This window comes from Nonomuraea thailandensis, from assembly GCF_024172165.1.
GTDB classification, from domain to species: domain Bacteria; phylum Actinomycetota; class Actinomycetes; order Streptosporangiales; family Streptosporangiaceae; genus Nonomuraea; species Nonomuraea thailandensis.
Map to the genome: position 1 here is coordinate 1339087 of NZ_JAMZEB010000002.1, position 25325 is coordinate 1364411.

At 70.8% G+C, this 25325-nt stretch carries 23 protein-coding genes; 19 read left to right on the forward strand and 4 right to left on the reverse strand.

Annotation, left to right across the window (positions count from 1 at the left end; translation table 11 throughout):
- Positions 1–309 precede the first annotated feature (309 nt).
- From ruvA to HD597_RS10315, 7 genes are all read left to right on the forward strand, one after another.
- Positions 310–927, forward strand: coding sequence for a Holliday junction branch migration protein RuvA (gene ruvA, locus HD597_RS10285; protein ID WP_253741775.1), 618 nt, complete (start codon positions 310–312; stop codon positions 925–927).
- A gap of 498 nt (positions 928–1425) precedes the next feature.
- A complete protein-coding gene (ruvB, locus tag HD597_RS10290) occupies positions 1426–2544 on the forward strand; it encodes a Holliday junction branch migration DNA helicase RuvB (protein WP_372513364.1) in 1119 nt (372 codons plus the stop codon).
- Positions 2545–2761: 217 nt separating this feature from the next.
- Positions 2762–3148 (forward strand): preprotein translocase subunit YajC, encoded by a 387-nt coding sequence (gene yajC, locus HD597_RS10295; protein ID WP_253741777.1) that lies wholly within the window; start codon positions 2762–2764, stop codon positions 3146–3148.
- A gap of 91 nt (positions 3149–3239) precedes the next feature.
- A complete protein-coding gene (gene secD / locus HD597_RS10300) occupies positions 3240–5108 on the forward strand; it encodes a protein translocase subunit SecD (protein WP_253741778.1) in 1869 nt (622 codons plus the stop codon).
- A 1-nt stretch (position 5109) separates the two neighbouring features.
- The gene (secF, locus tag HD597_RS10305; protein WP_253741779.1) at positions 5110–6108 is read left to right on the forward strand and encodes a protein translocase subunit SecF; all 999 of its coding nucleotides are present in this window, start codon (positions 5110–5112) and stop codon (positions 6106–6108) included.
- Positions 6109–6267: 159 nt separating this feature from the next.
- A complete protein-coding gene (locus tag HD597_RS10310; RefSeq protein ID WP_253741780.1) occupies positions 6268–6786 on the forward strand; it encodes an adenine phosphoribosyltransferase in 519 nt (172 codons plus the stop codon).
- A gap of 203 nt (positions 6787–6989) precedes the next feature.
- Positions 6990–9182 carry a RelA/SpoT family protein gene (locus HD597_RS10315; protein ID WP_253741781.1) on the forward strand — a complete coding sequence of 731 codons (2193 nt, stop codon included), beginning with the start codon at positions 6990–6992 and terminating at the stop codon, positions 9180–9182.
- On the opposite strand, the gene HD597_RS10320 is transcribed toward HD597_RS10315, so the two are convergent.
- From HD597_RS10320 to HD597_RS10330, 3 genes are all read right to left on the reverse strand, one after another.
- Positions 9179–10270, reverse strand: coding sequence for a cupin domain-containing protein (locus HD597_RS10320; RefSeq protein WP_253741782.1), 1092 nt, complete (start codon positions 10268–10270; stop codon positions 9179–9181). The two genes, HD597_RS10315 and HD597_RS10320, sit on opposite strands and share 4 nt — an antisense overlap.
- 69 nt (positions 10271–10339) lie before the next feature.
- Positions 10340–11569: a DUF349 domain-containing protein gene (locus HD597_RS10325; protein ID WP_253741783.1), complete on the reverse strand. Its 1230-nt coding sequence runs from the start codon at positions 11567–11569 to the stop codon at positions 10340–10342.
- Positions 11570–11631: 62 nt separating this feature from the next.
- Entirely contained in the window at positions 11632–12513 is an 882-nt protein-coding gene (locus HD597_RS10330) for a peptidylprolyl isomerase (RefSeq protein ID WP_308210586.1), read from the reverse strand.
- 138 nt (positions 12514–12651) lie between these two features.
- Between HD597_RS10330 and HD597_RS10335 the strand changes: the two genes are divergently transcribed.
- Genes HD597_RS10335 through aspS form a run of 3 tightly spaced genes read left to right on the forward strand, consistent with a single transcriptional unit; the run spans position 12652 to position 16368 of the window.
- Complete coding sequence (locus HD597_RS10335; protein WP_253741785.1) at positions 12652–13332, forward strand: MBL fold metallo-hydrolase; 681 nt, start codon at positions 12652–12654, stop codon at positions 13330–13332.
- A complete protein-coding gene (hisS, locus tag HD597_RS10340; protein ID WP_253741786.1) occupies positions 13332–14588 on the forward strand; it encodes a histidine--tRNA ligase in 1257 nt (418 codons plus the stop codon). Before HD597_RS10335 ends, hisS begins: the two co-directional genes overlap by 1 nt.
- Positions 14589–14631: 43 nt before the next feature.
- A complete protein-coding gene (aspS, locus tag HD597_RS10345) occupies positions 14632–16368 on the forward strand; it encodes an aspartate--tRNA ligase (protein ID WP_253741787.1) in 1737 nt (578 codons plus the stop codon).
- 56 nt (positions 16369–16424) lie between these two features.
- On the opposite strand, the gene HD597_RS10350 is transcribed toward aspS, so the two are convergent.
- The gene (locus HD597_RS10350; RefSeq protein ID WP_253741788.1) at positions 16425–17345 is read right to left on the reverse strand and encodes a peptidylprolyl isomerase; all 921 of its coding nucleotides are present in this window, start codon (positions 17343–17345) and stop codon (positions 16425–16427) included.
- 169 nt (positions 17346–17514) lie between these two features.
- On the opposite strand from HD597_RS10350, the gene HD597_RS10355 reads away from it, so the two are divergent.
- The 9 genes from HD597_RS10355 (at position 17515) to ruvX (ending at position 25291) form a co-directional block, all read left to right on the forward strand.
- Entirely contained in the window at positions 17515–17994 is a 480-nt protein-coding gene (locus HD597_RS10355; RefSeq protein ID WP_253741789.1) for a DUF2231 domain-containing protein, read from the forward strand.
- On the forward strand, positions 17991–18119 hold the full coding sequence (locus tag HD597_RS64360; protein ID WP_276082875.1) for a hypothetical protein: 129 nt from the start codon (positions 17991–17993) through the stop codon (positions 18117–18119). Before HD597_RS10355 ends, HD597_RS64360 begins: the two co-directional genes overlap by 4 nt.
- 69 nt (positions 18120–18188) lie before the next feature.
- Positions 18189–19433, forward strand: coding sequence for a replication-associated recombination protein A (locus HD597_RS10360; protein ID WP_276083579.1), 1245 nt, complete (start codon positions 18189–18191; stop codon positions 19431–19433).
- 51 nt (positions 19434–19484) lie between these two features.
- On the forward strand, positions 19485–20240 hold the full coding sequence (locus HD597_RS10365) for a cyclase family protein (RefSeq protein ID WP_253741791.1): 756 nt from the start codon (positions 19485–19487) through the stop codon (positions 20238–20240).
- A gap of 214 nt (positions 20241–20454) precedes the next feature.
- Positions 20455–21258, forward strand: coding sequence for an oxygenase MpaB family protein (locus HD597_RS10370; protein WP_253741792.1), 804 nt, complete (start codon positions 20455–20457; stop codon positions 21256–21258).
- A gap of 85 nt (positions 21259–21343) precedes the next feature.
- On the forward strand, positions 21344–21745 hold the full coding sequence (locus HD597_RS10375; protein WP_253741793.1) for a DUF948 domain-containing protein: 402 nt from the start codon (positions 21344–21346) through the stop codon (positions 21743–21745).
- Positions 21742–21975 carry a hypothetical protein gene (locus tag HD597_RS10380; RefSeq protein WP_253741794.1) on the forward strand — a complete coding sequence of 78 codons (234 nt, stop codon included), beginning with the start codon at positions 21742–21744 and terminating at the stop codon, positions 21973–21975. Before HD597_RS10375 ends, HD597_RS10380 begins: the two co-directional genes overlap by 4 nt.
- A gap of 162 nt (positions 21976–22137) precedes the next feature.
- On the forward strand, positions 22138–24810 hold the full coding sequence (alaS, locus tag HD597_RS10385) for an alanine--tRNA ligase (protein ID WP_253741795.1): 2673 nt from the start codon (positions 22138–22140) through the stop codon (positions 24808–24810).
- 1 nt (position 24811) lies between these two features.
- On the forward strand, positions 24812–25291 hold the full coding sequence (gene ruvX / locus HD597_RS10390) for a Holliday junction resolvase RuvX (RefSeq protein WP_253741796.1): 480 nt from the start codon (positions 24812–24814) through the stop codon (positions 25289–25291).
- Positions 25292–25325: the final 34 nt, after the last annotated feature.

Consider the following 25325-nt stretch of genomic DNA (forward strand, 5'->3'; position numbering starts at 1 on the left):
CCAGAGCGTGCCATCGGGGCGGTGCAGGCCGGGCGGTGCCAGCCGGGCCACCGGCGCCCGGTGCGGCGAGGCGGTCAGGGGCGGCAGGCGTCGCCTCCCGTGCGGCGCGGCGAGCCGCGGCCACCTCGGCCGGGATCGCCAGGTGGCACGTGCGAATCGGGCACGCAGGATGCGTCCAGGGCCGTGGGGCCGGGACGCGCTCTGGGGCGTGGAGCGCGGCGTGAGTGGGCTCCTGGGCGCGAAGTGCGCTATGACAGGAGCCGGTGATGCAAGCCGAACCGTGGCGGGGCCGATGACAGGAGGACGGGTGTGATTGCGTCGGTGGCGGGCAGGGTGGCCGCGATAGCGCCGGACGGGGCCGTGATCGAGGTCGGCGGCGTCGGCATCCTCACCCACTGCACCCCTGGCACCCTGGCGACCCTCAGAATGGGCGAGGAGGCGCGCCTGGCCACCTCGCTGGTGGTGCGCGAGGAATCACTCACCCTGTACGGCTTCGCCACCGACGACGAGCGCGCCGTGTTCGAGCTCCTGCAGACCGCCAGCGGCGTCGGCCCCAAGCTGGCCCTGGCGATGCTCGCCGTGCACACGCCCAACACGCTCCGGGTCGCGGTGGCCAGTGCCGACGTCAAGGCGCTGACCCAGGTGCCGGGGATCGGGCAGAAGGGGGCACAGCGCATCATCCTGGAGCTGAAGGACCGGCTCGGCACGCCGGAGGAGGCCGTCAACGCCGCCCTCAACGGGGAGCGGGTGGCGGCGTGGCGGGACCAGGTCCACTCGGGTCTGGTGGGGCTGGGCTACTCCAGCAAGGACGCCGACGAGGCGGTCGCCGCCGTGGAGCCGGACGCCGACGCCGACCTCGCCGCCGGTCGCCAGCCCCAGGTGGCCGCCCTCCTGAAGGCCGCCCTCCGCTCCCTGAGCATCCGATGACCCCCGCCCTCCCCACGGCCGCCCCACCCGCGACGGCCACCGGCGCCGCCACGCCGCCGTGTCTCGCCACCGTGCTGGGCCGCACCGCCGCACCCCGCCGTGCAGGCGCACCGTCCGGTGCGGTTGCACCGCGTCGGTGCGGCGATGGAGTGAGGGCTGCGGGCCGCAGGGTGACATCTTCGGACCCTGAGGCGGGACAGCCCCGCCATGACGGCTCTGCCTTCCCGCTCCGCACGGCGCCAGTGCCCGCAGTCGCTGCCGCCGGAGGGGCGATCATCCCGCCTCGTGAAGCACCGGCGATTGCCTCACGCCGCGAGGCGCCGACGTCTGCCTCGTCTCGCGGGGCGCCGACGTCTGCCTCGTCTCGCGGGGCGCCGACGTCTGCCTCGTCTCGCGGGGCGCCGACGTCTGCCTCGTCTCGCGAGGCGGCCACGTTCGCCCCGCCGGGTGAAGCGCCGACCTACGCCCCGCGTGGCGAGGTGCCGGTAGCCATGCACCATGCGGCCCCCGTCGTCCACGGGCGCCGATCAGCCACCGACGTCCGAAAGCGGACCGGCAAGCGCACGGAGAGGAGGTGCGGGCGTGGGACTTGAGCGGGAGGAGATCCTTTCGTCCACGGCCGGAGGCGACGAGCTGCAGATCGAGGCCGCGCTCCGGCCCAAGCGCCTCAGCGAGTTCATCGGCCAGGGCCGCGTGCGCGAGCAGTTGTCGCTGGTGCTGGAGAGCGCCCTGCGCAGGCAGAGCCCGCCCGACCACGTGCTCATGAGCGGCTCCCCGGGCCTCGGCAAGACGACCCTGGCCATGATCGTCGCGGCCGAGCTGAACGCCCCGCTGCGGATCACGTCGGGCCCGGCGCTGGAGCGCGCCGGCGATCTGGCGGCGATCCTGTCGACGCTGGCCGAGGGCGAGGTGCTGTTCATCGACGAGATCCACCGGATGGCCAGGCCGGCCGAGGAGATGCTGTATCTGGCGATGGAGGACTTCCGGGTCGACATCGTCGTCGGCAAGGGCCCGGGCGCCACCGCCATCCCGCTCGACATCGCGCCGTTCACGCTGGTCGGCGCCACCACGCGGGCCGGGCTGCTGCCGGCGCCGCTGCGTGACCGGTTCGGGTTCACCGCCCACATGGACTTCTACGAGACCGGCGAGCTGGAGCAGGTGCTGCGGCGCTCGGCCAAGCTGCTCGGGGTGGGCCTGCCGGACGACGGCGCGCACGAGATCGCCCGGCGGTCCCGGGGCACGCCGCGCATCGCGAACCGGCTGCTGAGGCGGGTGCGCGACTTCGCCGACGTGCGGGCCGACGGTGTGATCAACCGCGACATCGCCGCGGCGGCGCTCAACCTGTACGAGGTCGACGGCGAAGGGCTCGACCGGCTCGACCGTGCGGTGCTCGGCGTGCTGCTGAAGAAGTTCGGCGGCGGCCCGGTCGGCCTGTCCACGCTCGCGGTGGCCGTGGGGGAGGAGCCGGAGACGGTGGAGGTGGTGGCCGAGCCGTTCCTCGTACGGCAAGGTCTGCTGGCCAGGACCCCGCGCGGCCGGGTCGCCACGGCGGCGGCATGGGTGCACCTGGGGATGACACCACCACCAGATGCGTTCGGAGCGTCACTTTTCGAGTGATCACAGATCGGTTGCAACCGTTTCAAAATGGGAACTTCCCCGCGCGCCGGAACGCTGCCTCGTTGCCGCGTTTCGCAACAAGCGCCTACACTCCGTGGCTTGGCTGGCTGTGTAGGCTGACGGGCTGAGCGGCGCGGCCCGACGCAACGCACGGAATTTCCGGCGCGAGGCCGGTGTCAACTTCTTGTACGACAATGGAAGGTCGCCCCTTATGGACATGGGACAACTCGGAAGCATCCTGCCGCTGATCCTTCTGGTGGTGGTGTTCTACTTCCTGCTGATCCGCCCCCAGCGCAAGCGCCAGCAAGAGGCGATCCAGATGCAGAACTCCCTGACGCCCGGCACCCGGGTCATGACCACGACGGGCCTGTTCGCCACCGTCGTGGCGGTCGACAACGAGGACGTCGTCCTCGAGGTCGCGCCGGGGATCGAGACCCGCTGGGTGAAGGCCGCGATCGGCCGAGTCGTCGCTCCCGGCGACGCCCCGCTGAGTGACGACGAGTCGGCCGCTGACCAGGTCGAACTCGATGAAGAGGGCAAGAAGGAGTCCGAGGCCACCGTAGAGCGCGACGGCGACCAGGGCTCCAGTACCAAGCAGTCCTGACTAAGCTCTGCGACAAACCTCTATCCGAAAGAACTGACGACCAGTGGCCCGACCGACCAGCCGCCACAGCCGACCGGGGCGTACGCTCCTCGTGCTTCTGGCGCTCATTCTCGCCCTGGGCGGGACGATGTTCCTGCAGCAGGCGTACACGCCGAAGCTGGGACTCGACCTCGCGGGCGGCACCACGGTGACTCTGACTCCCGTGACCCAGAACAACGCGTCGCCGCCTGAGGAGATCCTCGACCGCGCGGTCAACATCATCCGCGACCGGGTCAACGGCACCGGAATCTCCGACGCCGAGGTCGCCAAGTCCGGCGACAACATCATCATCTCCATCCCGGGCGTCGGTCAGAACGAGGCCATCAAGCTGGTCGCTACGACTGCGGAGCTGCGTTTCCGCCAGGTGCTCGCCGTGGCGGCCACGCAGGTCCCGCAGGATCTGGCCACGAACGCGCCGACGCCGGGCGGCACGCCCTCCGGGTCGGCGAGCCCGTCGGCCAACACCTCCACGTCCCCGACGGCCCAGCCGTCCGCGCAGCCGTCCACCTCGCAGTCGATCACCACGCCGAGCGCCTCCCCGACGGGCAAGGCGCTGTCGTCGGCGCTGACCGCCCCGACGCCGGCCGCCTCGGCGCCGGCCCAGGGCAACGCGGACCCGTCGGCCAAGCCGACCGCGACGCAGAAGACCGGCCAGGACGGCAAGACCCAGACGGGTCAGGACAGCAAGACCCAGACCGGCCAGGACGGCAAGAACCAGGAGCAGGGCGGCAAGAAGGGGCAGGAGGCCAAGAGCTCTCCGACGGCCAACGCCACCCCGAGCGCCCAGCCGAGCACGCCTCCCGCGCAGGACCCCAACGCCGGCATCGACACCACGGGCATCGACCCGGCGGTGCTCGCCCAGTTCAACAAGCTCGACTGCTCCAACCCCGCCAACCGCGGCCAGGGCGTCCAGGACGACCCGGCCAAGCAGTACGCGGGCTGTGAGACCGACGGCAGCTACAAGTACGTCCTCGACGTCGCCAAGGTCGTCGGCACCGACATCGACACGGCCTCGGCGGGCGTCCGCCAGGGCACCACCGAGTGGGTCGTCCAGCTCGACTTCAAGAGCAAGGGCGCCGGTGAGTGGGGCAAGCTCACCACCACCGCCTACAACTCGCCCGAGCCGCGCAACATGGTCGCGGTCGTGCTCGACGGCGTCGTCATCACCGCCCCGGTCATCCAGAGCCCGATCCCCGGCGGCCGGGCCGAGATCACCGGCGGCTTCGACCAGATCAGCGCCACCAACCTGGCCGACCAGCTCAAGTACGGCGCGCTGCCGCTGAAGTTCAACCGCAGCTCGGTCGACACGGTCTCCTCGACCCTGGGCCAGGACCAGCTGGAGGGCGGCCTGATCGCCGGCATCATCGGCCTCGGGCTCGTGGTGCTCTACTGCCTGCTCTACTACCGGGGCCTGGGCATCGTGGCGGTGCTGAGCCTCGTGGTGGCCACGGTCATCACGTACACCTCGGTGGTCGTGCTCGGCCACAACGCCGGTTTCCGGCTCTCGCTGCCGCACATCATCGGCCTGGTGGTCTCGATCGGCATCACCGCCGACTCCTTCATCGTGTACTTCGAACGTATCCGTGATGAGATGAAGGAGGGCCGGCGGACGCTTCGCGCGGCCGTCGAGGTGGCCTGGGTTCGTGCCCGGCGCACGATCCTGATCGCCGACGCCGTCATGTTCATCGCCGCGATCGTGCTGTACTTCCTGGCGGTGGGCGGTGTGGCCGGGTTCGCGTTCGCGATGGGCCTGACCACGCTGATCGACATCGTGGTGGTGTTCCTGTTCACCAAGCCGTTCATCGCCCTGCTGGCGCGGATGAAGTTCTTCGCCAAGGGGCACCCGCTGTCGGGTCTCGACGCCGAGCGCATGAGCGACACGACGTCCACCGGCCGCACGACCACTCCGCAGGAGGCCTGAGATGGGACTTGCGCGTCGCCTCTATCGCGGCGAGATCGACGTCGACTTCGTCGGCAAGTGGCGGTTGTGGTACAGCCTGTCCGGTCTGCTGCTGGCCATCTCGCTGGCCGGGCTGCTGGTCAACGGGCTCAACCTCGGTGTCGAGTTCAAGGGCGGCACGATCTTCTCGTTCAAGGCCACCCAGACCTCCGTGCAGGAGGTCCGTGAGGCCGTGCTCGACGAGGGCGTGCACCAGGTGATCGTCCAGCAGGCCGGCACGGACGGCTGGCGGGCGACCACGGAGAGCCTGTCGGAGGACACCCGGGCCCAGGTGCAGAGCGCGATCGCCAAGGACTTCAACGTCCCGGTCGATCAGGTCAGCATCCAGGCCATCGGCCCGTCCTGGGGCGGTGAGGTGTCGCAGAAGGCCTGGATCGGCCTGGGCGTCTTCATGCTGGCGATCATCCTGTACCTGTCGATGGCGTTCGAGCCGAAGATGGCGCTGGCCGCCATCGTCGCGCTCATCCACGACCTCGTCATCACGGCCGGCATCTACGCCTGGTCGGGCTTCGAGGTCACGCCCGCGACGCTGCTGGGCTTCCTGACCATCCTCGGTTACTCGCTCTACGACGCGGTCGTGGTGTTCGACATGATCAAGGAGGTCACGGCCAAGCTGGGGCACACGTCCAAGCAGACGTACTCGATGGCCGCCAACAACGCGCTCAACCACACGCTGATCCGGTCGCTGAACACCTCGCTGGTCGCGATCCTGCCGGTGGCGGCGATCCTGTTCATCGGCACCACGGTGCTCGGCGCGGGCACGCTGAAGGACCTGTCGCTGTCGCTGTTCGTCGGCATGATCGTCGGTACGTACTCGTCGCTGTGCGTCGCCACGCCGCTGCTGGTGACGCTGAAGGAGCGCGAGCCGAAGTACCAGGCCATCGCCAGGCGCCTGGCCTCCACGGGAGGTGGCGGCAAGGGGTCGAAGGGCTCCAAAAGCGCGGCGGTAGCCAAGGGTTAGCCGCAGCACGTTCCGTACGGCGCCCTCGCCCCGCAACGGGGCGGGGGCGCCGTTCGTGTGCGCCCCGGGGCCGGAACAGGGCCCGGTACGCGCGAGGGCCGGAATGCACCATCATGGACCCCGGCAGAGGGCCGGTGGAGAAATGCGAGGAAGACGCCGATGACCGAGCTGAGCACGCTGATCCTGGACCGGATCAGGGATGTGCCCGACTATCCCAAGCCCGGGGTCGTGTTCAAGGACATCACCCCGCTGCTGGCCGACCCGGTCGCGATGGCGGCCGTGGTGGACGAGCTGGCCGGGCTCCACCAGGTGGACAAGATCGTGGGAATCGAGGCGCGGGGCTTCATCCTGGCCGCGCCGGTGGCCTACCGGGCGGCGGCGGGGTTCGTCCCGGTGCGCAAGAAGGGGAAACTGCCCGCCGAGACGCTGGAAGAGTCCTACGATCTGGAGTACGGCTCCGCGACCATCGAGGTGCACCGTGACGCGTTCGCGCCCGGTGACCGGGTGCTCATCGTCGACGACGTGCTCGCCACGGGAGGCACCGCGAAGGCGGCCGTGGAGCTGGTGGAGAGGGCCGGAGCCGAGGTCGTCGGCATCGCCGTGCTGATGGAGCTGGCCTTCCTCAAGGGGCGTGAGCGCCTGCCGGGGGTGGACTTGCACTCCCTCGTGATCGTCTGAGTCCGGCCCGCGACGGTCCAGGTTCGCCACCTGGATACACTGGGGGGATCTGGACTCGAAACGTGAGGAGTTTTGCGTGGGGAGTCAGTGCGGGAGGAGTCTGAGTGCCCCGTGATGTGGTCGTGCCCGACGTAACCGACCCTGGCAGTGCCGAGACGCCCGGCGTGCCCGCGGTGCGTCGACGGCGGTTTGGGGGTGGGGCCATGAATCCGGTGCTGGAGCCGCTGTTCCGCACGGTCAGGGCCACCCATCCCAAGGCCGATCTGCGGCTGATCGAGCGCGCCTACGACGTGGCCGCCTACCACCACCGTGACCAGAAGCGGAAGTCGGGCGATCCGTACATCACGCATCCGCTGGCCGTGGCGACGATCCTGGCCGAGCTGGGCACCGACGACGAGACGTTGTGCGCGGCGCTGCTGCACGACACGGTCGAGGACACCGCCTACGGGCTCGACGAGCTGCGCGGCGACTTCGGCGACACGATCGGCTCGCTGGTCGACGGCGTCACCAAGCTCGACAAGGTCAAGTTCGGCGACGCCGCGCAGGCCGAGACCGTGCGCAAGATGGTCGTGGCCATGTCGCGCGACATCCGCGTACTGATCATCAAGCTGGCCGACCGCCTGCACAACATGCGCACCATGCGTTACCTGCCGGAGCACAAGCGGCACCAGAAGTCGCGCGAGACGCTGGAGATCTTCGCCCCGCTGGCCCACCGCCTGGGCATGAACACGATCAAGTGGGAGCTGGAGGACCTCGCGTTCGCCATGCTCTACCCCAAGCGGTACGACGAGATCGCCCGCATGGTGTCGGAGCGGGCGCCGCGCCGCGACCTGTTCCTGCAGGAGGTCATCGAGAAGGTCCACGGCGACCTGCGCGAGGCGAAGATCCGCGCGGTGGTGAAGGGCCGGCCGAAGCACTACTACTCGGTCTACCAGAAGATGATCGCCAGGGACGTCGCGTTCGACGACATCTACGACCTGGTGGGCATCCGCGTCCTCGTCGACAGCGTGCGCGACTGCTACGCCGCGCTCGGCACCATCCACGCCAGGTGGAACCCTGTGCCGGGGCGCTTCAAGGACTACATCGCGATGCCCAAGTTCAACATGTACCAGTCGCTGCACACCACGGTGATCGGTCCCGAGGGCAAGCCGGTGGAGCTGCAGATCCGCACCCACGCGATGCACCACAGGGCCGAGTACGGCGTGGCCGCGCACTGGAAGTACAAGGAGGAGGTCGGAGCCCCCGGCCCCACGGGCAAGGTCAAGCCGGGCAGCGACATGGCCTGGCTGCGCCAGCTCCTCGACTGGCAGAAGGAGACCTCCGACCCGGGCGAGTTCCTGGAGTCGCTGCGCTTCGACCTGTCGGTCTCCGAGGTCTACGTGTTCACGCCGAAGGGCCAGGTCATCGCCCTGCCCGAGGGGGCCACGCCGGTCGACTTCGCGTACGCGGTGCACACCGAGGTGGGCCACCGCTGTATCGGCGCCCGGGTCAACGGGCGGCTGGTGCCCCTGGAGTCGAGGCTCGGCAACGGCGACACGGTGGAGATCTTCACCTCCAAGTCGCCGGACGCCGGGCCGTCGCGCGACTGGCTGAAGTTCGTCAAGTCGGGCCGGGCCCGCAACAAGATCCGGCAGTGGTTCTCCAAGGAGCGCCGCGAGACCGCGATCGAGGCGGGCAAGGAGGCCATCGGCCGGGCCATGCGCAAGCAGGGCCTGCCGCTGCAGCGCCTGATGTCCGGCGAGGCGCTCCTGGCGCTGGCCCGCGACCTGCGCTACCCCGACGTGTCCGCCCTGTACGCGGCCGTCGGCGAGGGGCACATCGCGGCCCAGGCGGTCGTGCAGAAGCTGGTGGCCTCGATCGGCGGCGTCGACAGCGCCGAGGAGGACATCGCCGAGACCTCGCTGCCGACGCGGCTGCGCGGCCGCCCCCGCGGCGGTGGCGGCGCGGGCGTGGTGGTGGCGGGCGACGCCGACGTCTGGGTGCGCCTGTCGAAGTGCTGCACCCCCGTGCCCGGCGACGAGATCGTCGGTTTCGTCACCCGGGGCCACGGCGTGTCGGTGCACCGGGCCGACTGCACCAACGTGCAGCAGCTCAAGACGCAGCCCGACCGCCTGGTGGAGGTGAGCTGGTCGCCGAGCGACGACAGCGTGTTCCTGGTGGCCATCCAGGTGGAGGCGCTCGACCGGCCCCGGCTGCTGTCGGACGTCACCCGTACGCTGTCGGACCAGCACGTCAACATCCTCAGCGCCTCGGTGACCACCTCGCGCGACCGGGTGGCCGTCAGCAAGTTCACCTTCGAGATGGGCGACCCCAAGCACCTGGGCCACGTGCTCAAGGCGGTGCGCAACATCCAGGGCGTCTTCGACGTCTACCGGGTGAGCGGCGCGGGCGGCTAGTGCTGCCTGAGGTCGGGCAGGTTGACCACGACGGCCTCCTGCGTGCTGCGCGCGATCACCACGACCGCCTCCTGTGACGGGTCGGGGTTCTCCTCGCGGTGCGGCACGTACGGGGGCACGAACACGTAGTCGCCGGGCCCGGCCTCGATGCGCCGCTCCCGCCCGTCCTCCAGGAACACGAACGACGGCGTGCCGCTGACCACGTAGATGGCCGTCTCGGAGGCGCCGTGGTGGTGGTCCGAGGAGCGGGTGGCGGGGGCGACGTGGGTCTGCCCCATCCACAGCCGCGAGGAGCCGGCCGTGGCGCCGCTGATGGCGGCCAGGCGCCGCATGCCGCCGCTCTGCGCCGTTTCGCCGGAGAGCGCCTGTGAGGGCACGTGACGCAGCGGCTGATGGAAAGGGTCACCCTGGGCCCGGTAACCCTCCCAGAGGCGCCCTCCGGCCCGCTCAAGGACGCCCGTGGCCACCGCGGCCAGCCTGGCGGGGTCGTCGCGGGCGGCGAGGAGCTCGTCGGCCAGCTTCGCGTCATGGGCGCGCAGCTCGCGCAGCAGCCACTTGCCGTCGCCCTGCCACGCCCGTCCCACGCCCAGCGCCGTCCTGGCGGTGGCCTGGACGACCTCCCAGCCGATGAACGCGCGCTCACCCGGATCGGTCGCGCCCGACAGGTCGTCCAGCAGGTCCGACAGCACGTACCTGAAACGGTCGGCCTGGCCGTCCGTCAGCACGGAGGGGCCGTCGGCGAGGCGGTCGGCCAGCTCGCCCTGAAGGTCGCTGGCCCTGCCGCCCGTCCTGTCGCTCACCACCGCGCCCTCGGCGCAGATGCGGGCCAGGACCGGCCGCCGCTGCCCGAAACCGTCGTCGATGTAGGCGGCCAGGCTGGTCTCGCTGTGCACGAACAGCTCCACCGGCCACTCGCGCCAGCGCAGCGACTCGCGGTAGGGCGCGGGCAGGCCGTCGAGCACCACCACCACGTCGAGGTCGGAGGTGCCGGTGCGCAGCCTCGTGAGCACGGCGCCGCCGACGAAGGCGTACAGGGCGCCGGGGAACAGCTCTTCGACGAAGGCACGCGCGGCCGCGACGGGGTCCATGCCCGTCAGCCTAGATCCCGGGCCCCGTCGCGCGCCGCCCGATCGGCGACGGCGACCCGGGGGAGAGGCCTAGCTGAACTCGGTGAGCGTGCGCTCGGCCTCCGCCAGCCACGAACGGCGGGCGATCAGGGCCTCCTCGGCCTCCTTGACGTCCTTCGCGCGACCGGCCGCCTGCGCCTTGGACAGCCGCTTCTCGAGCTGCTCGATCGAGGTGCGCAGCTGGTCGACCGTGCTCTGGGCGCGGGCCCTGGCCTCGGGGTTGGAGCGCTTCCACTCGGCGTCCTCGGCCTTGCGCACGGCCTCGTCGACCTTGCGCAGCCCGCCCTCCAGCCGGTCGCGCTGCTCGCGCGGCACCGGCCCGGCGGCCTCCCAGCGCTCCAGCAGGTGCCGCAGCGTCGCCCTGGCCGTGCGCACGTCGGTGATCGGCAGGAGCTTCTCGGCCTCGGCCAGCAGCTCCTCCTTGACCTCCGCGTTGGCGGCCAGCGAGGCGTCACGCTCGGCGAACACCGCGGAACGGGCCTGGAAGAACTGGTCCTGGGCGGCCTTGAAGCGCGCCCACAGCTCGTCCTCGACCTCGCGGGAGGCCCGGCCCGCGGTCTTCCACTGCTGCATCAGCTCGCGGTAGATCGCCGCCGTCTGGCCCCAGTCGGTCGAGTCGGCGATCGCCTCGGCCTCGGCGACGATGCGCTCCTTGGCCGCGCGGACGCCCTCGCGCTGCTCGTCCAGCCCCGCGAAGTACTGCTTGCGCCGCTTGGCGAACGCCGTGCGCGCGGCCGACAGCCGCTTCCACAGCGCGGCCTCGGTGACCCGGTCGATCCGGTCGGCGGCCTTCCACTCCTCGACGAGCTGGCGCAGCCGCTCACCACCCGACTTCCAGTGGGTGGTCTCGTCGGCGATGCGCTCGGCCTCGCCGACGATCCGCTCCTTGACCGCCCTGGCCTCGGCCCGCGCGTGCTCGCGCGCGGCCTTGACCTCCTCGCGGCGCTGTGCGACGAGCTCGGTCAGGCCGTCCAGCCGCCGGGTCAGCGCGTCCAGGTCGCCGATGGCGTGCGCTTCGGAGACGGCCTCGCGCAGCTTGCCGATGCTCGCCTCGGCCTGTGCCGGAGCCAGATCGGTGCCCCTGACACGCTGCTCGAGCAGCTGCACCTGACCGGCCAGCTCGTCGTACTTACGATGGAAGTAGGCCAGTGCCTCTTCGGGTTCACCGGCCTGCCAGGAGCCGACGGCCCGCTCTCCCTCAGCCGTACGCACGTAGACGGTGCCGTCGTCGTCTACCCGGCCCCACGGGTCGGTGCTCACCGTGTCCTCCCGCACTATCCATCAGACCCTTCGGGACTACTTCGTCCCTAGTTTGTATTACGTCAGCTCTTGCCGGCGATTGTCACGTCTTTGATTTCGACGGTTTGCTTTGGTGCTCCAGTCCCATCTCCCATGGCGCTAGGGATGTTGCCTGCTTTGTTCACCTTGTCCAGGATGTCGAGCCCCTTGGTGATCGTACCCACCGGCGTGTAATCCGGGGTGAGCCCGATGTCCCCGTAAACCAGGAAGAACTGGCTGCCCGTGCTGCCCGGGGCCTGCGTCTTGGCCATGGCCATCACGCCGCGCTTGTACTGGGCGCCCTGCAGGTTCTCCTCGGCCATGACGTAGCCGGGGCCGCCCTGGCCGTCGGTCTCGTTCTTGCCGTCGGCCTTGGCCGTCGGGTCGCCGCACTGGAGCATCGGGAACTGGTCGCCGCCGAGCCGGTGGCACTTGCTGCCGTCGTAGTAGTTCTTCTTCGCCAGGAACTCCAGCGAGTTCGTCGTGCACGGCGCCTTGGCGTTGTCGAGCTCGACCACGATGTCGCCCTGGTTCGTCTTGAACGTCATCGTCTTCGTGGCCGGCTCGGTCTTGACCTTCGCCGGCGGCATGCCGACGTCCTTGACCGTGCCGCCGCCGGTGTCCTTGACGTAGTCGCACGTGCCCGTCTTGGCGTCGTACGGCTTGGGCCCCGTGCTCGCCGACGCCTGAGCGGTCTCGGCGGGCGCGGCCGAGGCCGACGGCGAGGTGGCCGCCTCTGTGCCCGTGTCATTGCCGCCCAGCAGCGCGACCGCGGCCACGATGCCTCCGACCACGATCACTACGCCCACGGTGGAGCCGATGATCGCCGTGCGCTTGGCCTTCTGCTCGCGCTCGATGCGGCGCTGCATCTGCCGCTCGTAGTGCTCGCGCGCCAGCTGCTTCTGCCGGTCCTTCCCCGTGGCCACCGCTTTGCCTCCCATAGTCAATCAACTGAGGTGGGCGAATCGTATCGGCCAACGGGTAATGATTCGCAGCCCGGCGACCCGCACCGGTACCCTTCGGTTACATTCCCATTGGCTTTTCGACGAGATCACCTGAGGCAGATGCTCATCGCAGGCTTCCCCGCAGGGGCCTTCCAGACCAATTGTTACGTCGTCGCGCCCGCGGCCGGCGAGGAGTGCGTGATCGTCGATCCAGGTCAGGACGCGACCGAGGGTGTCGACGAGCTGCTGCGCGAGCACCGACTCAAGCCCGTCGCGGTCCTGCTCACCCACGGTCACCTCGACCACGTCTGGTCGGTGGCCCCCGTGTGCGGCGCGCGCGACGTGCCCGCGTGGATCCACCCCGACGACCGCCACCTGCTGAGCGACCCCGCCGCGGGCTGGTCCGACACCAGTGCCTCGCTGTTCGGCGGCATCACGCTGAGCGAGCCCGACGACGTGCGGGAGCTGTCCGACGGCGCCGTGCTCCAGCTCGCGGGCCTCGAGCTCGTGGTCGACCACACGCCCGGCCATACCAGGGGGTCGGTGAGCTTCCGGCTGCCCGGCGACGAGATCATGTTCTCGGGCGACCTGCTGTTCGCTGGCTCCATCGGCCGCTCCGATCTTCCCGGCGGCGACTATCCGACGATTCTGCGCAGCCTGGCTACCAAGTGTCTGCCGCTGCCTGACGATACGGTCGTGCTGCCGGGCCACGGACCACAGACCACGATCGGCCGCGAGCGCGCGACCAATCCGTACCTCAAGGAAGCAGCGCCGCACGCCGGTCCCACACGAGGGATCTAATGACTTTCCAAGCACCCAAGGGCGTCAAGGAGTACGTCCCACCGCAGGCGTCGACGTTCTCCGCGATCCGCGGGGCGTTCGCGGAGACGGCCAGGCGTGCCGGCTACTCCTACCTGGAGACCGCGGTCTTCGAGGACACCCAGCTGTTCGCCCGCGGCGTAGGCGAGTCGACCGACGTCGTCAGCAAGGAGATGTACACCTTCACCGACCGCGGCGGCAGGTCGCTGACGCTGCGCCCGGAGTTCACCGCGGGCGTGCTGCGCGCGGTCCTGGAGTACGGCCTGCACCGCGGCCAGCTCCCGGTCAAAGTGTGGACCGACGGGCCGGTCTTCCGCGCCGAGGCGCCGCAGGAGGGCCGCTACCGGCAGTTCTACCAGCTCGACCTGGAGGCGATCGGCAGCGAGGACCCTGCGGTCGACGCCGAGACCATCGCCCTGGCCTGGAGCTGGTACACCTCGCTCGGCCTCACCCAGGTCCGGCTGCTGCTCAACTCCCTGGGCTGCGCCGAGTGCCGCCCGGTCTACCGGGCCAGGCTGCAGGAGTTCCTGCGCGGGCTCGACCTCGACGAGGCCACCCGCGCCCGCATCGAGATCAACCCGCTGCGGGTGCTCGACGACCGGCGCCCCGAGGTGCGCAAGCAGCTCGAGGACGCGCCCCTCATCGGCGACCACCTGTGCCCCGGCTGCGACGCCTACCACGACCGCGTCAAGCAGCTCCTGGCCGACCTCGGCATCCCGTGGGAGGACCAGCCCAGGCTCGTACGCGGCCTCGACTACTACACCCGCACCACGTTCGAGTTCGACCACCCGCTGCTGGGCGCCCAGTCGGGCATCGGCGGCGGCGGCCGTTACGACGGGCTGTCGGAGGCCATCGGCGGGCCGCGCCTGCCCGGCATCGGCTTCGGCCTCGGCCTCGACCGCACCGTCATCGCCCTGGAGCGCGAAGGCGTGAGTCTCGACGTCCCCGCCCGCTGCGAGGTGTACGGTGTGGCGCTGGGCGACGAGGCGGCGCGGGCGATGTTCAAGCTCCTGAGCGAGCTGCGCGCGGCCGGTGTCGCCGCCGACATGGCTTTCGGCGGCAAGGGGCTCAAGGGGGCGATGAAGGGGGCCGACCGTTCCGGCGCCCGCTTCGCGCTGATCCTGGGCGAGCGCGACCTCGCGGCCGGGGCCGTGCAGGTGAAGGACCTGGCCACCGCCGAGCAGAGCGAGGTGCCGCTGGGCCAGGTCGTCGACGTCTTGAAGGAGAAGGTGCAGTGATCGGCTCGCCTTCCTCCCCCTATCCGCATGAAGGGAAAGTGCAGTGATCCGCACGCATACCGCCGGGTCGCTCCGTGAGGAGCACGCCGGGCAGCAGGTGACGCTCGCAGGATGGGTGGCCCGCCGCCGTGACCACGGCGGCGTCGTCTTCATCGACCTGCGCGACGCCTCCGGCTCGGCGCAGGTGGTCTTCCGCGAGGAGGACCACGCCCACGACCTGCGCGCCGAATACTGCGTGCAGGTCATCGGCCAGGTCAGGGTGCGCCCCGAGGGCAACGAGAACCCCGAGCTGCCGACGGGCGCGATCGAGGTGGTGGCCGAGCGGGTCGAGGTGCTGAGCGAGTCCGCGCCGCTGCCGTTCCCGATCGAGGGCAACGTCGGGGTGTCGGAGGAGGCGCGGCTGAAGTACCGCTACCTCGACATCCGCCGCCAGCAGGTCGCCGCCGCGATGCGCACCCGCTCCAAGGCCACCTACCTGGCCAACGAGGTGATGCACGAGCTCGGCTTCGTCTACGTCGAGACGCCCACGCTGACCCGCTCCACGCCCGAGGGCGCGCGCGACTTCCTGGTGCCGGTGCGCCTGCAGCCCGGCAACTGGTACGCGCTGCCGCAGTCGCCGCAGCTGTTCAAGCAGCTCCTCCAGGTGGCCGGGCTCGAGCGCTACTACCAGCTCGCCAAGTGCTACCGCGACGAGGACCTGCGGGCCGACAGGCAGCCGGAGTTCACCCAGATCGACGTCGAGATGTCCTTCGTGGACCAGGAGGACGTCATCGAGGTCGGCGAGAAGCTGGTCGGCCGGCTGTGGAAGGAGATCGCCGGCTACGAGCTGCCGACCCCGCTGCCGCGCATGACGTACGCCGACGCCATGGCCCGCTACGGCTCCGACAAGCCCGACCTGCGCTTCGGCCAGGAGCTGGTCGAGATGACCGAGTACTTCGCGAACACCTCGTTCCGCGTGTTCCAGGCCGACTACGTGGGCGCCGTCGTCATGCCGCGCGGGGCCTCGCAGACCCGCAAGGAGCTCGACGGCTGGCAGGACTGGGCTCGCTCGCGCGGCGCCAAGGGCCTGGCGTACGTGCTCGTCCAGGAGGACGGCACGCTCGGCGGCCCGGTCGCCAAGAACCTGTCGGAGGAGGAGCTGTCCGGCCTGGCCGCCAAGGTGGGCGCCGAGCCGGGTGACGCGATCTTCTTCGCCGCCGGCGCCAGGAACGCCGCCCGCGACCTGCTCGGCGCGGCCCGCCTGGAGATCGGCCGCCGCTGCGACCTCATCGACGAGTCGCTGTGGTCGTTCCTGTGGGTCGTCGACGCCCCCATGTTCGAGGAGGACGGCGAGGGCGGCTGGACGGCCGTGCACCACCCGTTCACCGGCCCGAAGCCGGAGTGGGCCGACAACTTCCAGGACCACCCGGGCGAGGCGCTGGCCTACGCCTACGACATGGTCTGCAACGGCATGGAGATCGGCGGCGGCTCCATCCGTATCCACCGGGCCGAGATGCAGCAGCGCGTGTTCGACGTGCTCGGCATCTCCAAGGAGGAGGCGGAGAGCAAGTTCGGCTTCCTGCTGGAGGCGTTCAAGTACGGCCCGCCCCCGCACGGCGGCATCGCCTACGGCTGGGACCGGATCTGCATGCTGCTGTCCGGCGGTGACTCGATCCGCGACGTGATCGCGTTCCCGAAGACGGCCTCCGGCTTCGACCCGCTCACGGGCGCGCCGACGCCGATCACGGCCGACCAGCGCAAGGAGGCGGGCGTGGACGCCCAGCCCAAGACCGAGGCGTAGCGCTCACGCGGAAAGGGCCGGGGCGGCAGCGCCCCGGCCCTTTCGCGTGAGATCCCCTACTTCAGGGTGACCTTCTCGATGACGATCGGGATCTTCGGCGCGGTGGAGCCGCCGTCGCCCGTGATGTCGTCCGGGTTGACGATGACGCCGCCCTCGGCGACCTTCTCGATGATCTCAAGGCCGGACTTCACCACGCCCAGGACCGAGTACACCTGCTCCAGCTGGGTGTTCTCGTCCGACAGCGAGATGGCGAACTGGCTGCTGTTCTGCCCCGCCGCGTCCAGCGGCTGGGTCAGGAAGACCACGCCCTTGCTGTACGGCATGACGTCCACGGCCTCGTCCATGAAGACGTACCCGGCGTTGCCCTGGCCGTCGGTCTTGTTCTTGCCGTCGGCCTTGGCCTGGGGGTCGCCGCACTGCAGCAGGAAGAGGCCGGAGGTCTCCGGCTTGGCCAGGCGGTGGCACTTGTTGCCCTCGTAGAAGCCCTTCTTGGCGAGGAAGGCCATCGAGTTGACCGAGCACGGGGTGGCGTTCGCGTCCACGTCGATGACGATGTCGCCGTGGTTGGTCTTCACCGTCATCGTCGAGAGCTTCAGGTTGGGCTTCTTCGGAGGAAGCCCGACGTACTTGTGCGGGACCGATTTGTCACGCTTGTAGGTGCACGTGACGTCCTTCGCCGCCTTCGGCGTGCTGCTCGGGAGCGCCGTCGGCAGCACGGGTGATCCCGATGGCGACGCCGAGGCCGAGGCCGAGGGCGTGCTCTCGGCCGCCGCGTTGCTCGTGTCGTCGCCGCCCACCAGGGTGGTCGCGGCGAAGATGCCGCCCGCGACCACGACGACGGCCACGGCCGCGCCGATGAAGGTGTTCCGCCGTGCCTTGGCGCTCTGCTCGGCCGCGCGCTTCGCCTGCCGTTCCTTGTGCTCCCGCGCCAGCTCTTTCTGGCGGTCCTCTTCGTTCTGGCGGTCGTCGCCGCTCACCGCTATGTCCTCTCGTCTTTGCCAACGCATGACCAAACAACTCCGCGAATGCTACCGGCCTCCGATATGTGACGGACGTAAGTGGCGAAAGCCGCACCTGCGACGGTTGTGATCGCGAACCTTATGGTGTCCGCAAACGTAGTTGAAATGAGCACTAAGGAGGCGCCCCATGTTCGACCAGATCCTGGGCCTGCCGGCGCACGCCCTGATCATTCACTTCGCCGTGGTGCTGACCCCGCTGCTCGCCGCGGTCGCGGTGGCGTACGCGCTGCTGCCGCGCTGGCGGGCGAACGTCGCGTGGGCGGTGGTCCTGCTCGCGCTGGCCGTGCCGGCGGCGGTCTTCGCGGCCAGGCAGAGCGGCGAGAGCCTCAAGGCGGCCCGCTTCAGCACGGCGGAGGGTGAGATGGCCGCCCGCATCTCCACCCACCAGAGCTTCGCCACCCCGCTGCTGATGTCGGTGCTGGGGCTGAGCGTCGCCGCTCTGCTGCTCGTGTACGCCACCCGCCCCGCCCGCGACTCCGTCGGCCGCGACCGCTTCGGCCGCGCGGTCACGGTGATCCTCTCGGTGCTGACGGTGGCGCTGGCGGCGGTCTCCGGCTACTTCGTCTTCCAGGCCGGCGACTCCGGCGCCAGAGCGGTGTGGTCGTGACGCGGATCGTTCGCCTGCGGGGTGCGGACGTGACGCCCGGCGGCGGGCCGCGCGACCGCGACGCGGCCCGCTCGCCTGCGGTGTGCGGGCGCGAGGAGGACCGGCGGGTACGCCGCAGCGTGTAATCTCGCGTTGTGGATAGCCTGTTCGACTCGGCGGCTGAGGAGGCCACCCCGCAGCCTCTCGCGGTGCGCATGCGCCCGCGCACGCTCGACGAGGTGATCGGTCAGCGGCACCTGCTCGGCTCGGGCACCCCGCTGCGGCGCCTGGTCGAGAGCGAGGCTCCCATGTCGCTGTTCCTCTGGGGGCCGCCGGGCACCGGCAAGACCACGCTCGCCTACGTCGTCTCCAACGTCACCAAGCGCCGCTTCGTCGAGATCTCCGCCGTGTCGGCGGGTGTCAAGGACGTACGCGCCGCCATCGACAACGCGCGCCGCGAGCTCGGCATGACGGGGCGGCAGACGGTGCTGTTCGTGGACGAGGTGCACCGCTTCAACAAGGCCCAGCAGGACGCCCTGCTGCCCGCGGTGGAGAACCGCTGGGTCACCTTCATCGGCGCCACCACGGAAAACCCGTTCTTCTCGGTCATCTCGCCGCTGCTGTCGCGCTCGCTGCTGCTCACGCTGGAGTCCCTGTCGGACGACGACGTGCGCGCCGTCCTCCAGCGCGCCGTGACCGACCCGCGCGGCCTCGCCGGTCGCGCCACCCTCGCCCCCGAGGCCCTCGACCATCTCGTACGCCTCGCGGGCGGCGACGCGCGCCGCTCCCTGACGTACCTGGAGGCGGCGGCGCTGCTGGCCGACGACATCACGGTCGAGGTGGTGGAGAAGGCCGTCGACAAGGCCGCCGTCCGCTACGACCGGCAGGGCGACCAGCACTACGACGTGATCAGCGCGTTCATCAAGTCGATGCGCGGCTCCGACGCCGACGCCGCCCTCCACTACCTGGCCCGCATGATCGAGGCCGGCGAGGACCCGCGGTTCATCGCCCGCCGCATCGTCATCTTCGCCTCCGAGGACGTCGGCATGGCCGACCCGACCTGCCTGCAGACGGCGGTCGCCGCGGCACAGGCGGTGCAGCTCATCGGGCTGCCCGAGGGGCAGATCAACCTCGCGCACGCCGTCATCCACTGCGCGATGGCGCCCAAGTCCAACGCCGTCGTCAAGGCCATCGGGGCGGCGATCGGCGACGTGCGCAAGGGGCTCATCGGGCAGGTGCCCGGGCATCTGCGCGACGCCCACTACCCGGGGGCGGCCAAGCTCGGGCACGGGGACGGGTACAAGTATCCGCACGACTTCGAGCACGGGCTGGTGCGGCAGGAGTACGCGCCTGAGCAGGTGCGGGAGCGGCGCTACTACGAGCCGACCCGGCACGGGGCCGAGGGTCCGGTGGCCGAGCGGTGGGCGAAGATCCGCGACTTCCTCCGCAAAACGCCCTGACCGACCACCCGCTCCGGGCGGTGGTGAGGGGCGCGGTAGGTTGATCGGAACATGACCGAGTACCGCGCCTCCTTCGACGCCGCGATCGCCTTCAGCAACGGCGGAGACCTCACCGTCCACGGCTTCCGGGTCGACCTGCCCGGCCCGGACACCGCAGAGCCCGACATCGCGGCGCTGTTCGTGGCGTCGCTGGGCCTGCTGATGACCGACACCGTCGAGCTCGCCAACGTACAGATCTTCCCCGAGCCGCACAAAGGCACCAGGGGCGGCCCGTCCGACCCGCGCCACAACCGCGAGCCGGAGCCGGGCGACGGGCGGGGCAGGCTGGTCGAGCTCAGCCACCTCCCGCAGGAGGGCGGCACGTATCTGGAGGCCCCGGGCGGCGACCTGGGCGCCGTCGAGCTGGTCAAGTCGGTGGACCTGCCCGCCGTGGTGGTGCGGGTGACGGGCGCGCGGCGCAGCCCCATCGGGGTCGGCTCGCTGGCCCCCTTCGACGTACGCGGCCACGCCGTGCTCCTGCACACCGGCGTGCGCGAGGGCCACTGCCTGGCCTCCGACGCGGCCGCCTGGCTGGTGGCGAACGGCGCGGTGCTGGTCGGCACCGACGCCGACGGGCTCGACGACTGCGCCCACGAGGCCCGCCCCGCCCGCGAGTCGCTGCTCGGCGGGGGCGTCCCCGTCGTCGAGCGGCTGACGGGGCTGGAGCGGCTCCCGCCGACCGGCGCCCTGTTCACGGCCGCGCCCCCGCGCCTCCTGGGCGTCGGCCGCGTCCCGGTCCGCGCCTACGCCCGCCTCCCACTGGCGTAGCCGAGCGACCGTCCGCGTCCGGGCCTGCCTTCCGCTCGCGTGGCCATGAGTGTGCGCGCCTATCGCGGCCGGTATGCGTCCCGGCCTCGTAACGCTTCGCCGTCGAATCGTGCAAAGTCGTACTAAACAGGCGATCACCGGGAATCACCACCATGTGAAGGCAACGGTTACCCCCGGCGGCGGCCTTTTCGGCCCACGGTCGATCACCTGGCGAGTGCACACCGAGACGCCGGGCTGGCCGGCCACCGTACGCGCCTTCCAGCTCCAGTCCCTGCACCCCCGCACCATCCGCGGCATCGCCCAGAACTGCCTGCTCGACGACCCCGAGGTGGCCCGGGCCCGGCTGCGGCGGCAGCTCGACTACCTCGCCGTGCGCACGTTCGGCACCCGCGAGCAGGCCGAGCACGCGGCCGAGCGGGCGCGCCGGGTGCACGCCCGCCTGATCGGCCTCGACACCGACACCGGCACCCTGTTCAGGGTGGACGAGGAGGAGAACCTGCGCTGGGTGCACTGCGTGGAGGTCTCCTCGCACCTGGACGTGGCCAGGCGCTCCGGCGTGCGGCTCACCGCGGCCGAGCGCGACGCGTACGTGGCCGAGCAGGGCCGCAGCGCCCGCCTCATCGGCCTCGGCGACGTCCCGCGCGACACGGGGGAGCTGGACGACTACCTCGCCGGCATGCGCCCGTACCTGTCGGCGACCGACGAGGCGCGCGACGCGCTGCGCCGGAGCCTCAGCCCGCAGCTCTCCCTCAGGCTGGCGTTCGTCGCGCCGCCGCTGGCGCTCGGCTCGCTGCCCGCCGTGGGCGCGCTGGCGTTCGCGACGCTGCCCGCGTGGGCCAGGCAGATGTACGGCTGCGGCGGCCACCGGGCGGCCGGGTACGCGGCGGACGTGGCTCTGAAGGGGCTGCGCTCGGCGGCCATGGCGCTGCCGGAAGGGCTGGTGGCGCCGGAGATCAGGGCGGCACGAGGGCTCATGCGCGCGGTCACGGAAGTGCCAGGGGCCGACGTGGCGGCCTGATCAGGGTCGCGCTCGCCACTAACGTTGTCACTCGAACGCGATAGGGTCTTGCCGTTCCGGCCCAGCGTACGAGGGAGATGAGCGGATGCTTACCGCTGGAGAGGTAGCCGGGCTGATCGCGGCCACGGGCTGGGTGGTCCTGGTCTGCGTCATGGCCATGGTGCTCGTCAAGCTCGCGAGGCTGCTCACCGAGACCACCAAGGCGGTCTCCGACCTGAACAACCGCCTCGCGCCGCTGCTCGACGACATGAGCGTCACGGTCAACGAGACCAACAGGCAGCTCGTCGCCGTGGAGGCCATCGCCAAGGACGTCAAGCAGGTCAGCGGCCACGCGGCCAAGCTGAGCGCGGTCACGCAGACCATCTTCACCGGTCCGCTGATCAAGGTGTCCTCGCTCGGCTACGGCGTGCGCCGCGCCATCGAGGCCCGCCGCGTCAACCGGCCCCGGCCCCGCGGGAGACAGCCCGAGCAGGGGCGAGTGCGATGATAAGAAGGCTGTTCTACCTGTCGCTCGGCGCGTTCCTCGCCTTCTGGGTGATGCGCAGGCTGCAGGCGCTGCACCCCGATCACGTCGCGCGCAGGACCGCCGACGGTGCGGCGGGGATGCTCCGGAGGGTGAGAGACTTTACTTCCGACGCGTTCGGCGAGGCCGCGGAGCGCGAAACGGAGTTGCGAGCACGCTTCGGGCTCGACAACGCTGAGGACAGCACCCGCTGAAGGCGGCGGCCACCGGCACCGGTGATCGCCGCTGACGGCGGCCGTAGGTGACGGCGCCTGCCGCGAGGCCGGCGCCGGTGCCGGCGAGTGCTGCGACAGCGTCGCCGAAGACGGCGACCGCCAACGCTAGAAAACAACTGACTACAGCAAAGGATGGCCACCATGGAGTCGGCAGAGATCGCGCGCCGCTTCCTGCGCTTCTTCGAGGAGCGTGGGCACAAGGTAGTGCCCTCGGCCAGCCTGATCGCTGAGGACCCGACGCTTCTCCTGGTCAACGCGGGTATGGCACCGTTCAAGCCGTACTTCCTGGGGCAGCGAAAGCCTCCGGCGCCACGGCTGGCCACCGCGCAGAAGTGCGTGCGCACCCCCGACATCGACGAGGTCGGCAAGACGACCAGGCACGCGACGTTCTTCCAGATGCTGGGCAACTTCTCGATCGGCGACTACTTCAAGGCGGAAGTGATCCCGTTCGCGTGGGACCTGCTGACCAAGTCCGAGTCCGACGGCGGCTTCGGCTTCCCCGAGGACAAGCTGTGGGCGACGGTCTACCACGAGGACGACGAGGCGTTCGAGATCTGGCGTGACAAGGTCGGCCTGCCCGAGCACCGCATCCAGCGCCGCGGCCTGGAGGACAACTACTGGCACATGGGCGTGCCCGGCCCCGGCGGCCCCTGCTCGGAGATCTACTACGACCGCGGCCCCGAGTACGGCAAGGAGGGCGGCCCCGTCGCCGACGAGGACCGCTACCTCGAGGTGTGGAACCTCGTGTTCATGCAGTACCAGCTCAGCCAGGTCCGCTCCAAGGTCGACTTCGACATCGCGGGCGAGCTGCCGAGCCGGAACATCGACACCGGCATGGGCCTGGAGCGCATGGCGGCGATCCTGCAGGGCGTCGACAACATCTACGAGATCGACACCACCTACAAGATCCTCGACCGGGCGGCCGAGCTCACCAAGACCCGCTACGGCCGCGACCACCGCGCCGACGTCAGCCTGCGCGTGATCGCCGACCACGTCCGCACCGGCACCATGCTGGTGGCCGACGGCGTGCTGCCGAGCAACGAGGGCCGCGGCTACGTGCTGCGCCGCATCCTGCGCCGCTCGATCCGCAACCTGCGGCTGCTCGGCTCGGGCGACGAGCGCTACATGCACGAGCTGACCGACGTCGCGATCAACGTCATGGGCGAGCAGTACCCGGAGCTCGTGACGGACGCGCCGCAGATCCACTCGGTCATCGACGCCGAGGAGTCGTCGTTCCTGGGCACGCTGCGCACCGGCACGGCGATCTTCGACGTGGCGGTCGAGGAGACCAAGCGCAAGTCCGGCACCACGATCTCCGGTGACCAGGCGTTCAAGCTGCACGACACCTACGGCTTCCCGATCGACCTGACGCTGGAGATGGCGGCCGAGCAGGGGCTCCAGGTCGACGAGGAGGGCTTCCGCCGCCTCATGAAGGAGCAGCGGCAGATGGCCAAGGCCGACGCCGCGGCGAAGAAGACCGGCAACGCCGACATCTCGGTGTTCGGTCAGCTCCTGGAGACGGCGGGCCGGGTCGAGTTCCTCGGCTACGACCAGACCGAGGCCGACACCAGCGTGGTCGGCATCCTCGTGGACGGCCTGCCCGTCCCCGCGGCGGGCGCGGGCACCACGGTCGAGGTCGTGCTGCAGCGCACCCCGTTCTACGCCGAGGGCGGCGGCCAGCTCGCCGACCAGGGCGTGATCCGCACCAGCGGCGCCGAGGTCGAGGTGGTCGACGTGCAGACGCCGCTCGCGGGCCTCGTCGTGCACCGCGGCAAGATCCGCAGCGGCGAGCTCAAGGTCGGCGACGAGGCGCAGGCGGAGATCGACATCGAGCGCCGCCGCGCGATCTCGCGCAGCCACAGCGCCACCCACCTCGTCCACCGCGGCTTCAAGAACGCGCTCGGCGAGACGGCTGCGCAGGCCGGCTCGGAGAACTCTCCCGGCCGCTTCCGCTTCGACTTCACCTCCGCGGGCGCGGTGCCGCCGAGCGTCCTGCGTGACGTCGAGGACGAGGTCAACGCCGTGCTCGTCAACGACCTCAAGGTCAACGCGTTCTACACCTCGCAGGCGGAGGCCAGGGCGATGGGCGCGCTGGCGATGTTCGGCGAGAAGTACGGCGACGAGGTCCGCGTGGTCGAGATCGGCGACTACTCGCGCGAGCTGTGCGGCGGCACCCACGTCCACAGCTCCGGCCAGCTCGGCCTGGTCAAGGTGCTCGGCGAGCAGTCGGTCGGCGCGGGCGTGCGCCGCGTCGAGGCGCTCGTCGGCCTCGACGCCTTCCGCTTCCTGGCGCGCGAGAGCGTGCTGGTCGCGCAGCTCACCGAGCAGCTCAAGGCGCGCCGCGAGGAGCTGCCCGAGCGCATCGACGGCATCGTCACCCGGCTGCGCACGGCGGAGAAGGAGCTGGAGAAGCTCCGCTCGGCCCAGGTGCTCCAGGTGGCGGGCGAGCTGGCGTCCCAGGCGCGGGACACGCAGGGTGTCTCCGTGGTGACACACCGCGCGCCTGATGGAACCGGCGCCGATGACCTGCGTAAGCTCGCGCTTGATGTGCGTGGCAGGTTCCCGGCCGACAGGCCGGCGGTCGTCGTGATCGCCGGTGCCCCCTCCGACCGGCCGGTGGTGGTTGCCGCGGTCAATGAGGCGGGGCGCGAGCGGGGGCTCAAGGCCGGACAGCTGGTCGGCGTCGCCGCCAAGGCTCTTGGGGGTGGCGGTGGCGGCAAGGACGATGTCGCACAGGGCGGCGGCACGCGACCGGAGGCGATCGGCGACGCGCTGCGCCTGGTCGAAGAGGCGATTTCTGGGCAGCTCGGCTGACATGAGATTCGGTTCACGGATCGGCGTGGACGTCGGCTCCGTACGGGTCGGCGTGGCCCGCAGCGACCCCAGCGGGCTGCTGGCCACGCCGGTCGAGACCGTCAGGCGGGGCAAGGGCGACCTCGACCGCATCGCCGCGATCGTCGCGGAGCACGAGGCGATCGAGGTCGTGGTGGGGCTGCCCACCTCCCTGTCGGGGCGCGAGGGGCAGGCCGCGGGGCTGGCGCGCGAGTTCGCCGCCAAGCTGGCGGCGAAGCTGGCGCCCACGCCCGTGCGCCTGTTCGACGAGCGGCTGACGACGGTCACGGCGCAGCAGGGGCTGCGGGCCAGCGGCGTGCGGGCCAAGAAGCAGCGGGGCGTCGTCGACCAGGCGGCGGCCGTCGTGCTGTTGCAGGACGCGCTCGACTCCGAGCGCGCCACGGAAAGACCACCAGGCAGGCCCGTCGAACCGCCCACAGCGGCCGACGGACCTGCCTCATGAGCGGGCGGACGACGGGGGTCCGTCCCGCTGGGAC